The sequence below is a fragment of the Candidatus Accumulibacter propinquus genome (assembly GCF_056856495.1).
The window spans coordinates 217,967-232,841 of record NZ_JBSEHC010000003.1 but is presented as its reverse complement, the minus strand read 5'-3'; the positions used below and the strand labels follow the sequence as shown (position 1 = coordinate 232,841).

Here is a 14,875-nt window from a genome sequence, read left to right as displayed (position 1 = left end):
CGGCTTCGCTGGGGTGCGGGCACCCCGCCGGCCTCACACGTGGTTCGCCTTTGCCGCCAACACCGAAATGGCCGGGCCAGTGGCGCCGTCAAAGCCCAGTTCCATCAGGATCAGCCACTCCTGCTCGGTTGCCACACCCTCGGCGAGCACCTTTAGCCCGATACTGTGGGCAATGCCGGTCAGGCCCTTCAGGAAAGCCGCGTTGCCCCGATTGCTGTCGATCCCCCGCACGAAGCTCGCATCGACCTTCAGGTAGTCGAGTCCGAGATCGTGGAGCACTCCGATCTGACTGAACTGGTGGCCGAAGTGCTCCAGCCCGATGCGGCAGTTTGAAGCCCTGAGCGCGAGGCAGAGTTCGCGGAACGCGGCGAGATGCCTGAGCGCACCGCTTTCGCTGATTTCCAGCCATAGCCGCGAACTTTCCTCGGCGTGCACGCCGAGCAGGTGCAGTAGCCGCTCCCGGAAGCTCGCGTTGGCCACCGAACTCGCCGAAATGTTGATTGCCAGTCCCGCCAGTTCCGGTTCGGAGCGCAGGTCCTGCAAGCCCAGCGTGACGGCGGCGAGGTCGAGCGCCGGCGTCAGCTTGAGCCTTTCCGCGATCGGCAGAAAACTGCCGGCAGTCAGCCATTCACCATTCTCGGTGGTCAGCAGCCTGAGTGGACTTTCGCGATGCGACAAGCGGCCGCAGGTGTCGAGCACGGGGAAGGAGCCCAGGCGTAGTCCTTGTCCGTCGAGAGCGCGAGTGATCACTTGCGACCACTGGTCGGCGTTGCGAGGCAGCGGACTGGCGACATCGACAACCGCTTCGTAGATGCTGTTGCCGCCCTCGACTTCGGCCGTGGCCAGCGCCCGGTCGACGCGTGCGAGCAAGGCCGCGATATCGGTTCCCTGGCCAAAGCGGCCGATCGCGATCCACGCCACCGCCCGGTCATTGACAAAAGGACGGCCGGCCTCGATGAGTGCCGCCAGCAATCCCGACGCTGTCGCCTGGGCATCGCTCTCGCCCGTCAGCAGGATTGCGAAATCGGCACCGTTGAGGCGCGCCGCCAGCCCCTGGCTGCCCACTGCCGGACATTCCGCGATCACCTCGCCGGCGCAACGCAGGAACTCGTCGGTGGTGTCGCGTCCCAGGCGACGGTTGACGCCGGCCAGATCAGCCAGGCGGATGAGCAGCAACGTGCCCTCGCCGGCATCCTCGGCGTCGAGCGCCTGGCGTAGTCTGGCCATGAAGTGGTTGCGGTTGGCCAGCCCGGTGAGTGGGTCGAAATTGGCTTCACGGCGCAGCGTTTCAAGTCGTGCCGCTTCGTCCTGAAACATCGTTCGGAGCCGTCGGATGGTGGCATTCATGGCCAGGGCCAGGTGCTTCAGTTCGGGCACCGCCGGTTCGTCGATGGTCACGAAACGCCTCTCGGTAATCGCCGTGGCCTGGTCGATCACCGCCTGCAACGGCGCCTTCAGACGTCCGAGGATGATCGCTCCGAGGCTGCCGCCGACCAGGCAGGCGAAGGTCATGGCCGCGATCGTCGGCCAGACGCTGCCCCACAGCATCGCATAGGCAAAATGATTGTGGCTGACCACGGTCACCGTGCCGACCTGTTGCACCTCGTTGTTGATCTTCGCCTGACCAGGCGTGGCATGTATCGGCAGCCAGCGCATAAACCACTGCGGGGCATCGCGATCGTCGACAACGCCGGCGCGTTCGACGATTTGATTCCCCTCGGGATCGACAACGCGGATCAACTCGTAGTGGCCGCTGTCGAATAGTGCCGTCGTGGTCAGTTCGATCGTCGCCGGCTCCGAATTACTCAGGCTGAGCGAAAGGGCCAGTGCCGAAGCGTTGTCGGCATTCTTGATCGAGAGCTGTGATTCGAGGTAGGCGCGGGCGCTCAGCAGCGAAGCGATCAGGCTGCCGCCGAAGGCGAGCAGCATGCTGGTGAACAAGGCAAGCCAGAACTGGCGATACATCGACATGGTGGTAGCCCTCAGTCAAACATCCCTATTCGAAGCCCTCGGCGCGTGCTGCCGCAGGTTTTCCCAGGGCAAAAGGCGGTTTCTGCTCCAGGCCCCGGCATGGCCTGCCGTATCCCCCGGCAGGCGTCCGAGCTCTTCCCAGCCCGATCAGTTACAGCCAATCATCCAGCAGTGAAATCTGTGCTGGACCAGAGCGCGCTACCCGCTGTTGCTGCATTCGCACATTACCGGGAGCCGCGCAGGTTGCCAGGGCCGAACGGTCCGAGGGCATGAGTCCATAGATCTTGCGTGTCCTTGCGCCAAGTATATTGCGCCAATTTACTTGTCCAGGCTGAGGGATTTTGCCGCATGGGAAGAGAAAAGCCACGTCTGCTTGCCGATCCCGCCCGCGGGTGGCAATCTGGAGTGGCCGATGAGCGGTACCCTGCAGCAGCTCTTGCGGATGCCGAACGACAAGGGTGTCTGGGCTTGCGGTTTCTGCTGCTAGAATCCCCGGTTTAGTCAACCGATCGGCCATTCCGCAGCCATGCACACGGATTACCTCGAAAGAATTCTCAACGCGCAGGTATACGACGTCGCGATTGAAACGCCGCTTGACCCCGCGCCGGCCTTGTCGGCACGCATCGGCAATCGTGTCCTGCTGAAACGCGAAGATCTGCAGCCGGTCTTTTCCTTCAAGCTGCGCGGCGCCTACAACAAGATCGCGCATCTCTCCGCCGACAAGCTCAAGCGAGGTGTGATCTGTGCGTCCGCCGGCAATCATGCGCAGGGTGTCGCGCTGGCGGCGGCCAAGGTCGGCTGCCGGGCAGTGATCGTGATGCCGACGACGACGCCACAGATCAAGGTGCTGGCCGTCCAGAGCCGTGGCGGCGAGGTGGTGCTCGCCGGCGAATCCTACGATGACGCGTACACTCACGCACTGGAACTCGAGAAGAGCGAGCGGCTGAGCTTCGTGCATCCTTTCGATGATCCGGAAGTGATCGCCGGCCAGGGCACCATCGGCATGGAGATTCTGCGCCAGCACGCCAAGCCGATTCACGCCGTCTTCTGCTGTGTCGGCGGCGGTGGCCTGATTTCCGGCGTCGCGGCGTACATCAAGCGGGTCAGGCCGGAGACCAGAATCATCGGCGTCGAAGCCGTCGACGCCGACGCCATGACGCGCTCGCTCAAGGCCGGCAAGCGTGTCCGTCTCGACCATGTCGGCCTGTTCGCCGACGGTGCTGCGGTCAAGTACGTCGGCGAGGAGACCTTCCGCCTCTGCCAGATGTATGTCGATGAGATGGTGCTGGTAGACACCGACGCCATCTGCGCGGCGATCAAGGACGTTTTCGAGGACACCCGTGCCGTGCTCGAACCGGCTGGCGCGCTGGCTGTTGCCGGCGCCAAGGAATACGCCCGGCTGCACCGGCTGAAGGACAAGACGCTGGTGGCGACGGCATCCGGCGCCAACATGAACTTCGACCGTCTGCGTTTTGTCGCCGAGCGCGCCGAAATCGGCGAACGACGCGAAGCCGTTTTCGCCGTCACCCTGCCAGAGATGCCCGGCGCCTACAAACGGTTCGTCTCGCTGATCGGCGCGCGCAACATTACCGAATTCAACTATCGCTACAACGACCAGCGTGACGCGCACGTCTTTGTCGGCATCCAGGTGGCGTCGCGCGCCGAGTCGGTGCGGCTGCTCGAACACCTGCGCAAGCACGACTATCCGACCCTCGACCTGACCGACGACGAAATGGCCAAGGGTCACGTTCGCCATCTGGTGGGCGGGCATTCGCCACGGGTCGACAACGAGATCCTGTATCGCTTCGAGTTTCCCGAACGTCCAGGGGCATTGATGAACTTCCTCAACCGCATGAGCGCCGGCTGGAACATCAGTCTCTTTCACTACCGCAACCACGGCGCCGACTATGGCCGCGTGCTGGTCGGCATGCAGGTGCCGCCGAACGAGATGGGCGATTTCGAGGAGTTCCTGGAAAAACTCGGCTACGCCTACTGGAACGAGAGCGGCAATCCGGCCTACAAACTGTTCCTGGCCTAGGTTCACGGCGCCGGCTTGCCTGTTTGTGACCTGAATTCAGAAAGGTCTTCCGTATGTCCATGAACATCGCCTCCGGTGTCGGCGAAGGGCTCAACAACACTTCCCTCGAAGCCCGTGATCCGGACCCAAACATGGACGACTTTGGCTTCGACCGGGTCATCGACCGCCGCGGCGGCGATTCGCTCAAGTGGAACAAGTACGCCGGCCGCGACGTGCTCCCGATGTGGGTGGCGGACATGGATTTCGCCTCGCCACCGGCGATTGTCGAGGCCCTGCACGCGCGCGTCGGGCAAGCGTGTTACGGCTACCCCGAGCCGTCGCCGGCACTCCATGCCGCCGTGCTCGGGAGTCTGCAGCGTGAGTACGGCTGGCAGGTCGAGGCCGACTGGCTGGTGTGGTTGCCCGGCCTGGTGTGCGGGCTCAATCTCGCCTGCCGCGCCGTCGACGGCGACGTACTGACCGCGACGCCGGTCTATCCTCCCTTCCTCTCGGCGCCACACTTCTCGGGCCGGCAACTGTCCAGCGCCGCGCTGCGGCAGCAGGCCGATGGCCTCTGGGCCTGGGATTTCACGGCGCTGACCGCCGCGCTGCAGCCGCGCAGCCGCCTGCTGCTGCTCTGCCACCCACACAACCCGGTCGGGCGGGCCTGGGACGCCGACGAACTCGACGCCGTTGCCGCTTTCTGCAAACGGCACGATTTGATCGTCTGCTCAGATGAAATCCACTGCGGGCTGATCCTCGACGAGGGCCGCCAACATCTGCCGCTGGCGATGCTCGACGCCGACATCGCCCGCCGCAGCATCACCCTGATGGCGCCCTCGAAAACCTACAACATTCCGGGTCTGGGCTGCTCCTTTGCAGTGATTCCCGACGTCGCGCTGCGCCGCCGCTTCACCGGCGTAATGCGCGGTATCGTCCCGCACGTCAATATCCTGGGCCTGGCGGCAACCGAGATCGCCTACCGCGACTGCGAGGACTGGCGGCGCGCGCTGATCACGGTGTTGCGCCGCAACCGCGACCGTGTCGAAGCGGCCGTTGCCGCGATGCCGGGACTTTCCGTCAGCCACGTCGAGGCGACCTACCTGGCGTGGATCGACGCGCGTGCCCTGGGGCAGGCCGATCCGGCCGCCTTCTTCGAGGCGGCCGGCGTTGGCGTGTCGAGTGGCGTCGACTTCGGCCTCCCTGGCTGGGTCCGTCTCAATTTCGGCTGTCCGCGCGCCACGCTCGATGCGGCCCTCGAACGCATGGCGCGGGCCTGCGCTGGCGGGCGTTCAGAGGGGGAGCGACTCGCGAGGGGGTGAGTGCGCCGTACCGGATCCCGATCGATCCGGAGGGAACAGCGCCCGTCGCAGCCGCGCATTGAGCAAACGTCGGGACACTTACCAGTCCCAGCGGCTCCCTTCTCGGCAGAGCCATCGAGCCACCGTGGACAGCAAGGCTGTTAGAACGCGGCCATGGGCATGTTGCGAGCCTCTCCGACGCAGCCTGGCATGACGTGGCAACGCGGACGGCGTTGAAGCAGAATCCCAGCGACCGGTCGTGTCTCCGGCGGTTTCCCCATCACCGCGCGCGGATCCTCATGTTTGGCCCGTTTTTTTTCAGCCGGCGGCCTGTCGGGCGCATCTGGCGAGCCCGCGTGAGGTTAATCTGGCCCCCTGTGCATGCCCGCAATCAGCTCTGCAACGAGAACCGGATTGTCTCGGGTATCCAGCAGCAGAGCCGCAGGCGTTGCGGGCGAAGGTTGGGTTCGTTGAGGGAGCGTTGGGGAGGTAAGGGGCATGAGTGGGGATCAAGCCTTGCAGAGTAGCCAGGCATTCGGGAAGCTGGAGCGGGGCGCGGACGGTAGCGTGCTTCGATGGCACCCTCTGATCGATCACATGATCGATGTGGCGGCTTGTTTTTGCCGGTTGGCACGTTGTCGTTCGATCCGCCGTGCAATGGAAAGGAGCGCAGGGCGCAAGCTCAACGAGCAGGATATTGCCCGCCTCGCGGTACTGGTCTTCCTGCACGACTTCGGCAAGGCAAATAGCGGATTCCAGGCCAAGCGCTGGTGGGATCGGATACCGGACCCCTGGCCGGTAAGAATCTCCGCGGGGCATGGCCTTGAAGCCTTCAGGCTCTTCGATGTGCCGTCGGCGGCCGCTGCAATAGAGCCGCTGATCGCGCAGGTCTGCACTTGGGGCGCAGCCTGTGATTCACTGCTGATTGCCAGCATCAGTCACCATGGGCGACCGATAAAGGACAACCCCGGCAGCAGCGTTATTTTCTGGAAGACGCAAGCAGGAGCGTACGATCCGTCCGCGATATTGAAAGCAATTGCCGAGAGCGCTTTGGGCCTCTATCCCCTGGCCTTTCAACCTGGCGGTGTAGGTTTGCCGGACAAGGCCGCTTTTGGCCATTTGTTCGCCGGCCTCGTCCAACTAGCCGACTGGCTGGGTTCGGACACCCGCTTTTTTGAGTTTTCCGGTCCGGGGGAGGCGAGGGCGGCGACAGCACCGGAACTCGCTGAGCGGGCCATCACCACCCTCGGTCTGGACGCCGAAGATTGGCGCGAGCGACTCATCGCGACCGAGCCGGACTTTGCCGGCACCTTTGGCGGATTCCCGCCACACCCCATCCAGGCCGCCATGGGCGACGATAACCTCGGGTCTCTCGTCATCCTCGAATCAGAAACCGGCAGTGGCAAGACAGAGGCCGCGCTCTGGCGCTATCTGCGGCTTTTTCGCGCCGGAGAAGTGTTGGCCGATGCGCTGCGCGTCGCCGTCGACATCCTTGCGGGTGATTGTAAATTTATCCGGGGGCTTTTCGACTGTGTCCAGTTCATTCCTGGCCGCGGGCAGTCGGGAGCCAGCTCTTCTCCGGCGATTGCCGGCGCCAAACCGCCAGATCGCCACTCCGTTTTGCCAATCCAGGGCGCTGCGCGCAGATCGAAGCTCGAACCGTCGAAGCGGAAGCGTCATCGCGGTCACGCGATGCCCGTTGACGGTGCGCGGAAGCCGCAGGCCGGCCATGCGTAACAGCGCTTCGTTTTTGGAAATTTGATATGGGTGATTGCAAGCCGGAAATGGCAGGAACGCGGGACTTAATCCGGGTTTCGAGGCGCGGTTCGGTTGAACAGCCAGCCTTGACCCGGGACTTGACCGCATCCGAAGCTCGCTGCCGGGCAGGCCGGCGCGAAGATCACGGCAGGCACCTGGGCCGTGGGTCGCCGGCTCCGGCATCGGGAACCCCCTGGCCAAGCCGGACCGTAAAAAAAGAGAAACCGGCACCTGGCCGGTTTCTCTTTCTGATTGCTCGATACGTTTGGTCGGGGCGCCGGGATTCGAACTCGGGACCCCTTGCACCCCATGCAAGTGCGCTACCAGGCTGCGCCACGCCCCGACAACCGCTCAATTATACCTGAAATCACTGCTCGGGCTCACGCCGCAGCATTTCGACGATGCTCAAAAGCTCGACGCGCAACTTCTCGGGAGTCAGGGCCGCCGGGTCGGCTGCAGGCTCCACGGCATCGTCCAGGCGGTTGCGCGCGCCACTGATGGTAAAACCCTGGCTGTAGAGAAGTTCGCGGATGCGGCGAACCAGCAGGACCTCGTGGTGCTGGTAATAGCGGCGGTTGCCACGACGCTTTACCGGCCTGAGTTGCGAGAACTCCTGCTCCCAGTAGCGCAGGACGTGCGGCTTGACGCCGCACAGCTCACTGACCTCGCCAATGGTGAAGTAGCGCTTGGCCGGGATGGCCGGCAAAGGCTCCTGGCCCGGTTCTTTATGGCTGACTTCCATCATAGGCGTGCTCCACCTCGGCCTTCAGTTTCTGGCTGGCATGAAAAGTGACGACCCGTCGCGCGGTGATCGGGATTTCCTCGCCGGTCTTCGGATTGCGGCCGGGCCGCTGCGGCTTGTCTCGCAACTGGAAATTGCCGAACCCCGAGAGCTTTACGCCGTCGCCGCATTCCAGCGCATTGCGGATTTCTTCGAAAAAGGCCTCGACCATGTCCTTGGCCTCACGTTTGTTGAGGCCGACCTTCTCGAACAGCAAGTCCGCGAGTTCTGCTTTGGTAAGCGTCATTTCTTCCCCTTCTCAGACGCGAAGCTGAGCTGCGAATGTGTCTTCCAGATAAGCCACCATTTGCTGCATGGCGGCTTCAACCTCGACTTCAAGCAAGGTTTTTTGAGTATCTTGCATCACTATGCGGAAGGCAAGGCTTTTCTTGCCGGCCTCGACGCCGCGTCCGGCATAGACGTCGAACAGGCGAACATCGCGCACGATGGTCGGCCGGTTGGCGCTCAGGGCGTCGATCAGTTGCTGAAGTTCGAGCGCCTGATCGACGACCAGCGCCATGTCGCGTATGACGATCGGCTGGCGTGAAACCTCGGCGTAGTGCGGCAGCGTGGCCGTCGTGAGCGCTTCGAGATCGAGTTCGAAGAGCACGGCCGGCAGCGGCAGCTCGTATTTCTGCTGCCACTGCGGGTGCAACTCGCCGACGAAACCGATGCCCTTGCCGGCAACCAGAACGCGCGCGCAGCGGCCCGGATGCAGAGCCGGGTGCTCGGCCTTCTCGAAGCGGGCGACGAGCGGGGCCAGCAGGGTTTCGAGGTCCCCCTTGAGGTCGAAAAAGTCGACCTGGCGCGCGGCACCGCCCCACTGTTCAGGCAACGCCGTACCGTAAGCCAGCGCCGTGAGTTTCCACGGCTGGTGAAAACCGGCGACCGGGCCACCCTGCGGATCGCGGAAGAAGCAGCGCCCGGTTTCGAACACGCGCACGCGATTCTGCCTGCGCTTGAGGTTGGTCGCCACGTTGGCCACCAACCCGCCGATCAGCGAGGAACGCATGACGCTCAAGTGGCTGGCAATCGGGTTGGCCAGGCGGATCAACTGCGCGTTGCCGGCGAAATCCGCTTCCCAGGCTTCTTCGACGAAGGCGAAGTTGACCACTTCCTGATAGCCGCAGTCAGCCAGTATCTGCCGGACGCGCGCCAGCGGCCGCGCCTGCTCGGTCTGCGGCAGCATCGTCAGGACCGCCTGCGGCGCTGCCGAGGGAATGTTCTCGTAGCCATGCAGGCGAGCGATTTCCTCGATCAGGTCTTCCTCGATCTCGATGTCGAAGCGGTAGCTCGGCGGCGTGACGACGAAGTCCTGGCCATCGCGGGAAAACGGCAGGGCCAGACGCGTGAACAGTTCGCCGATACGCTCGGCGGTCAACGGCAGCCCGAGCACCTTGGCGACGCGTGCCGGGCGCAGGCGCACCGGCTGCCGCGCCGGCAGGCTCGCCGACGCCTCGCTGACCGGCCCCGCCTGGCCGCCGCAGATATCGATCACCAGCCGCGTGGCAAGCTCGAGCGCGCGCCGCGTGCCGGCGAAGTCGACGCCGCGCTCGAAACGATGCGACGCGTCCGAAACGAATCCATAGCGCCGCGCACGCCCGGCAATCGCCGCCGGCGCGAAAAAGGCCGATTCGAGGAACACCTCGGTGGTGGCCGGGGTGATGCCGCTGGCTTCGTCGCCCATGATCCCGGCCATCGCCACCGGACGTTGTGCATCGCTGATCAGCAGGATGTCGGGCTGCAGGGTCAGCGTCTGCTCGTTGAGCAGGCTGATCGTCTCGCCCGCCTGCGCCATGCGGGCGTGGATGGCGCCGTGCAGGCGGCTGTTGTCGAAAGCATGCAGCGGCTGTCCGAGTTCGAGCATCACGTAGTTGGTGATGTCGACCAGTGCCGAGATCGGACGCAGGCCGCTGCGCTCCAGGCGCCGCCGCATCCACGCCGGGGTGGCGGCGGTGCCATCGACGCCGGCGATCACCCGACCGCAGTAACGTGGGCAGGCCGCGGGTGCGTCGAGCACGACGGCGCGCTCGGTCGTCAGCGTGACCTCGACCTCTGTGACTTCGGTGAAACGGGCGGGGGTGCCGGTCAGCGCCGCGACCTCGCGAGCCACCCCTTCGAGCGACAGGCAGTCGGCCCGGTTGGGCGTCAGCTTGAGCGTCAGCAGACGGTCATCGAGATCAAGATGGCGACGGATGTCTTCGCCCACCGGCGCGTCGGCGGCCAGCAGCAGCAGCCCGGCCGCGTCCTCGGCAATCCCGAGCTCCCTGGCCGAGCAGAGCATTCCCGAGGATTCGACGCCACGCACCTTGGCCACCTTGATCCGGAAACCGCCGGGCAGTTCGGCGCCCGGCAGCGCACACGGCACCTTGATGCCGACTGCGGCGTTCGGCGCGCCACAGACGATCTGCAACGGTTCCTCCGACCCGACGTCGACGCGGCAGACGTTGAGGCGGTCGGCGCCCGGATGCTTGTCGACGCTGAGTACCTGCGCGACGACGACTTGGTCGAAGCGCGGCGCGACCGTCTCTTCGGCTTCCACTTCGAGGCCGGCCATGGTCAACAGATGCGAGAACTCATGCCCCGAGCACGCCGGATCGACGAAGCTGCGAAGCCAGGATTCAGAAAATTTCATGGCCGCTCAATGTCAGGAGGAAACACCGTCAGACAAACTGCCGCAGGAAGCGCAGGTCGCCATCGTAGAACAGGCGCAGGTCATTGACGCCGTAACGCAACATCGTCAGGCGGTCCGGCCCCATGCCGAAGGCAAAGCCGATGTACTGCTCGGGGTCGATGTTGACGTGCCGCAGGACATTCGGGTGCACCATGCCGCAGCCGGCAATCTCCAGCCAGCGACCCTTCAGGGCGCCGCTCATGAAAGCCATGTCAATCTCGGCCGACGGTTCGGTGAACGGGAAGAATGAGGGGCGGAAGCGCACCTGCAGATCGTCGCTCTCGAAGAAGCGGCGCAGGAAGTCGCCGATCACGCCCTTGAGATCGGCAAAGCTGACCTGCTCGCCAATCCACAGACCCTCGACCTGATGAAACATCGGCGAGTGCGTGGCGTCGGAATCGACCCGATAGACGCGTCCGGGGGCAATCACCCGGATCTCCGGCATCTTCTCACGATCGGCGTAGCGGGCGACATGCGCCTGCATGTAGCGCACCTGAATCGGACTGGTATGCGTGCGCAACAGGACACCCTCGGCGACGCCGCCGGCCGTGTCCTGCAGATAGAAGGTATCGTGCATCGAACGCGCGGGATGATCGGCCGGCGTGTTGAGCGCGGTGAAATTCTGGAAGTCGGCCTCGATCTCGGGACCATCGGCGACATCGAAACCGATCGAGCGAAACAGGCCTTCGATGCGTTCGAGCGTGCGGGTGACCGGATGCAGACCGCCACGCGCCTGACCGCGACCCGGCAGCGTCACATCGAGCGCCTCTTCGGCGAGTCGCGCGGCCAGCGCCATTTGCCGCAGCGCCTCGCGACGCGCGTTGAGCGCCGCTTCGACGGCGTCCTTGCTGCGATTGATCGCCGCACCGGCGGTCTTGCGCTCGTCCGGCGGCAGTTTGGCCAGACCCTTGAGCAACTCGGTCACCCGGCCGTTCCTGCCGAGGTAAGTGGCCTTGATCTGCTCCAGCGCATCAGGGTCGTCGGTCGCCGCAAAGGCTGCCGACGCGGCGTGGACTATTTCATCGAAGTTGTGCATGGCATTGAAGAGGGTGTTCGCCGAAAAAAAGGAGGCTTGCGCCTCCTTTCTTGAGACTCGTCGGGCCTAGGCTGCGAGTTGGGCCTTGGCCTGCACGGCCAGAGCGGCAAAGGCCGGCTTGTCGAAGACGGCGAGATCGGCGAGCACCTTGCGGTCGACTTCGATCTGCGCCTTCTTGAGGCCATTCATGAAGGTGCTGTACTTCATGCCGACTTCCCTGGCCGCGGCGTTGATGCGCGCGATCCAGAGGCTGCGGAACTGGCGCTTGCGCTGACGACGGTCGCGGTAGGCGTACTGTCCGGCCTTCATTACCGCCTGCTTGGCGACGCGATAGACGTTCTTGCGGCGGCCGCGGTAACCCTTGGCCAGGGCGAGAATCTTCTTGTGACGCGCGTGCGCCGTTACACCACGTTTGACTCGGGGCATCTTTTATCTCCTTAAGCGTAAGGCATCATGGCGCGAACCATGGCCTTGTCAGAGTGGTGCACCTCGGTCGTGCCGCGCAACTGGCGCTTGGTCTTGGTGTCCTTCTTGGTCAGAATGTGCCGCTTGTACGCGTGCGAGCGTTTGATTCGGCCACTGGGACTGATCTTGAAGCGTTTTTTCGCTCCCGTCTTGGTCTTCATCTTGGGCATTGAATGCTCCTCTTATAAACATGCCGCCAGGTGTCCCCCGACGGGGGCACTTCGGACCCGGCACCACTTGTTGTTGCTGGCCGCAGGCCAGCACTTGAATCCGAGCCTATTTCTTCTTGCTCGGGGTCAACACCATGACCATCTGGCGACCTTCCATCTTCGGCATCTGCTCGACTGCCGCCAGGTCCTGCAAATCGGACTTGATACGCTCGATCTGGCGCATGCCGATATCCTGATGGGCCATCTCGCGACCACGAAAGCGCAACGTGACCTTGACCTTGTCTTCTTCTTCGAGGAAGCGCGTCATGTTGCGCAGCTTGATCTGGTAGTCGTTCTCGTCGGTACCCGGACGGAATTTGACTTCCTTCACCTGCACCTGCTTCTGCTTGAGCTTCTGCTCATGCTGACGCTTCTGTTCCTGGTACTTGAACTTGCCGAAATCGACGATTCGGCAGACGGGGGGCTGGGCCATCGGGGCAATCTCGACGAGATCGACTCCCGCCTCGTCGGCCAGGGCCAGTGCCGCCCTGACGCTCATGACTCCCAGTTGCTCGCCGTCCAACCCGACCAGACGGACTTCCGGTGCGTTGATCTCTTCGTTAACGCGTTGCGCCTTTTGCAGTGCGATGGGTCCACTCCTTGTTTCGACAATAATCAAGCCGTACCGCTACTTCGCGCCGCAATTTCATCGAGAAGTCGCGTGGTCAGGGCCTCGATCGGCATTTGCCCCAGGTCCCGACCACCGCGTGTGCGCACGGCCACCAGGTTCGCTGCCATTTCCTTGTCACCAACGACGATTTGGTACGGCAGCTTGTTCAAGCTATGTTCTCGTATTTTATAGGTAATTTTTTCGTTGCGCAAATCCGCTTCCACTCGCAGGCCGGCAGCGCGCAGCCGGGCCGCCACCTGCCCGGCGTACTCGCCCTGCTTTTCCGAAATATTCAACACCACGGCCTGCATCGGCGAAAGCCACAATGGCATTGCGCCGGCATAATTCTCGATGAGGATGCCGATGAAGCGCTCCAGCGAACCGAGGATCGCCCGGTGCAGCATCACCGGAATGTGCCGGTCGTTGTCCTCGCCGACGTAGTGCGCGTCGAGCCGCTGCGGCAACGCGAAATCCAGTTGCAGCGTGCCACACTGCCAGACGCGGCCGAGGCAGTCCTTGAGCGAGAATTCGATCTTCGGGCCGTAGAACGCGCCTTCGCCGGGCTGCAGGTCGTAACTCAGATTCTTGGCGGCCAGCGCTTCCGCCAAAGCCGCTTCGGCGCGATCCCACACTTCGTCGGAACCGATGCGTTTGTCCGGGCGCGTAGACAGCTTGACGAGGATTTCGGTGAACCCGAAATCGGCATAGATCTGTTGCAGAAGATCGATGAACGCCGCCGTTTCCGGCAACACCTGCGCTTCGGTACAGAATATGTGTGCGTCATCCTGGACGAAGGCGCGCACGCGCATGATGCCGTGCAACGCGCCCGACGGTTCGTTGCGGTGGCAGGAACCGAATTCCGCCAGCCGCAGCGGCAGATCGCGGTAACTGCGCAAGCCCTGGTTGAAGATCTGGATATGGCCGGGACAGTTCATCGGCTTGATGGCGTAGTCGCGGTTTTCGGAGGCAGTGGTGAACATGTGCTCCGCGTAATTCTGCCAATGCCCGGAACGCTCCCAGAGCGAGCGGTCCATGATCATCGGCGTCTTCACTTCACAATAGCCGTTGGCACCGAGCACGCGTCGCAGGTATTGCTCGATCTCCTGCCAGATGGTCCATCCTTTCGGGTGCCAGAAAACCATGCCCGGCGCTTCGTCCTGCAGATGGAAGAGGTCGAGTTGCCGGCCGAGCTTGCGATGGTCGCGCTTCTCGGCCTCTGCAAGCATGTGCAGATAGGCGTCCTGGTCTTCCTTGCGCACCCAGGCCGTGCCATAGATCCGCTGCAGCTGCTCGTTGCGATGGTCGCCTCGCCAGTAGGCGCCGGCCAGCTTCATCAGCTTGAACACCTTCAGCTTGCCGGTCGACGGCACGTGCGGACCACGGCACAGATCGACAAAGGACCCTTCACGATAAAGCGACACTTCCTCGCCCTGCGGAATGGCCTCGATCAGTTCGGCCTTGTAGTGCTCGCCGATCGACTTGAAGAAGGCAATGGCCGCGTCGCGGGCCACGACTCCCCGCTGCACCGGCAGGTCGCGTCGGGCAAGTTCGGACATGCGCTTTTCGATCGCCGCCAGATCGTCGAGCGTAAAGGGGCGCTCGTAGGCGAAGTCGTAATAGAAGCCGTTTTCGATGACCGGCCCGATGGTCACCTGCGCCGCCGGGAAGAGTTCCTTGACCGCGTAGGCCAGCAGGTGCGCCGTCGAATGACGGATCACTTCGATGCCCTCGGGATCCTTCTCGGTGATGATGGCGAGTTGGGCGTCGTGGCTTATCGTGAAGGAGGTATCGACCAGACGGCCATCAACCCGGCCCGCCAGCGCCGCGCGCGCCAGCCCGGCACCGATCGATTGAGCCACTTCGGCAACCGTGACCGGCTGCGCGAACTCCCTCCGGGACCCGTCAGGCAGTGTGACTACAGGCATGGCGCAACCTCAACAAGGAAATGGAAAAGCCAGAGTCCTGCTCTGGCTTGGTGGATTCCGGCTGGCACGAGGACAGGATGGCGGCGAAACGCTCCCGCACCCCAAGCGAGAGCGGGCGATTCTAGCAC

Annotated in this window: 12 protein-coding genes and 1 tRNA gene; 3 read left to right on the top strand and 10 right to left on the bottom strand. The window is 63.6% G+C overall.

Annotated features, from left to right (window positions below):
- Nucleotides 1–33 precede the first annotated feature (33 nt).
- Complete coding sequence (locus AC15MQ_RS07240; RefSeq protein WP_483079752.1) at nucleotides 34–1,971, bottom strand: bifunctional diguanylate cyclase/phosphodiesterase; 1,938 nt, start codon at nucleotides 1,969–1,971, stop codon at nucleotides 34–36.
- Nucleotides 1,972–2,497: 526 nt separating this feature from the next.
- On the opposite strand from AC15MQ_RS07240, the gene ilvA reads away from it, so the two are divergent.
- From ilvA to AC15MQ_RS07225, 3 genes are all read left to right on the top strand, one after another.
- Nucleotides 2,498–4,009 carry a threonine ammonia-lyase, biosynthetic gene (gene ilvA, locus AC15MQ_RS07235; protein ID WP_287652244.1) on the top strand — a complete coding sequence of 504 codons (1,512 nt, stop codon included), beginning with the start codon at nucleotides 2,498–2,500 and terminating at the stop codon, nucleotides 4,007–4,009.
- Nucleotides 4,010–4,140: 131 nt separating this feature from the next.
- Nucleotides 4,141–5,310, top strand: a complete 1,170-nt coding sequence (locus tag AC15MQ_RS07230) for a MalY/PatB family protein (RefSeq protein WP_483080626.1) — start codon at nucleotides 4,141–4,143, stop codon at nucleotides 5,308–5,310.
- Nucleotides 5,311–5,787: 477 nt separating this feature from the next.
- Nucleotides 5,788–7,026, top strand: coding sequence for a CRISPR-associated endonuclease Cas3'' (locus AC15MQ_RS07225; protein WP_483079751.1), 1,239 nt, complete (start codon nucleotides 5,788–5,790; stop codon nucleotides 7,024–7,026).
- Between the two features lie 287 nt (nucleotides 7,027–7,313).
- Here AC15MQ_RS07225 and AC15MQ_RS07220 read toward each other — a convergent pair.
- The 9 genes from AC15MQ_RS07220 to thrS form a co-directional block, all read right to left on the bottom strand.
- Nucleotides 7,314–7,390: transfer RNA gene (locus tag AC15MQ_RS07220), tRNA-Pro, on the bottom strand.
- A 24-nt stretch (nucleotides 7,391–7,414) separates the two neighbouring features.
- The gene (locus tag AC15MQ_RS07215) at nucleotides 7,415–7,789 is read right to left on the bottom strand and encodes a MerR family transcriptional regulator (protein WP_287652314.1); all 375 of its coding nucleotides are present in this window, start codon (nucleotides 7,787–7,789) and stop codon (nucleotides 7,415–7,417) included.
- The gene (locus AC15MQ_RS07210) at nucleotides 7,773–8,075 is read right to left on the bottom strand and encodes an integration host factor subunit alpha (RefSeq protein ID WP_287652246.1); all 303 of its coding nucleotides are present in this window, start codon (nucleotides 8,073–8,075) and stop codon (nucleotides 7,773–7,775) included. The genes AC15MQ_RS07215 and AC15MQ_RS07210 overlap by 17 nt, the downstream gene beginning before the upstream one ends.
- A 12-nt stretch (nucleotides 8,076–8,087) precedes the next feature.
- Entirely contained in the window at nucleotides 8,088–10,463 is a 2,376-nt protein-coding gene (gene pheT, locus AC15MQ_RS07205; protein ID WP_483079750.1) for a phenylalanine--tRNA ligase subunit beta, read from the bottom strand.
- A gap of 28 nt (nucleotides 10,464–10,491) precedes the next feature.
- Nucleotides 10,492–11,538, bottom strand: a complete 1,047-nt coding sequence (gene pheS / locus AC15MQ_RS07200) for a phenylalanine--tRNA ligase subunit alpha (RefSeq protein WP_287667268.1) — start codon at nucleotides 11,536–11,538, stop codon at nucleotides 10,492–10,494.
- 66 nt (nucleotides 11,539–11,604) lie between these two features.
- Nucleotides 11,605–11,964 carry a 50S ribosomal protein L20 gene (gene rplT, locus AC15MQ_RS07195; protein ID WP_287652249.1) on the bottom strand — a complete coding sequence of 120 codons (360 nt, stop codon included), beginning with the start codon at nucleotides 11,962–11,964 and terminating at the stop codon, nucleotides 11,605–11,607.
- An 11-nt stretch (nucleotides 11,965–11,975) separates the two neighbouring features.
- Nucleotides 11,976–12,173: a 50S ribosomal protein L35 gene (gene rpmI, locus AC15MQ_RS07190; protein WP_287652250.1), complete on the bottom strand. Its 198-nt coding sequence runs from the start codon at nucleotides 12,171–12,173 to the stop codon at nucleotides 11,976–11,978.
- A gap of 106 nt (nucleotides 12,174–12,279) precedes the next feature.
- Nucleotides 12,280–12,831: a translation initiation factor IF-3 gene (gene infC, locus AC15MQ_RS07185; RefSeq protein ID WP_287667265.1), complete on the bottom strand. Its 552-nt coding sequence runs from the start codon at nucleotides 12,829–12,831 to the stop codon at nucleotides 12,280–12,282.
- On the bottom strand, nucleotides 12,828–14,747 hold the full coding sequence (thrS, locus tag AC15MQ_RS07180) for a threonine--tRNA ligase (RefSeq protein ID WP_483079749.1): 1,920 nt from the start codon (nucleotides 14,745–14,747) through the stop codon (nucleotides 12,828–12,830). Before thrS ends, infC begins: the two co-directional genes overlap by 4 nt.
- Between the last annotated feature and the right edge of the window lie 128 nt (nucleotides 14,748–14,875).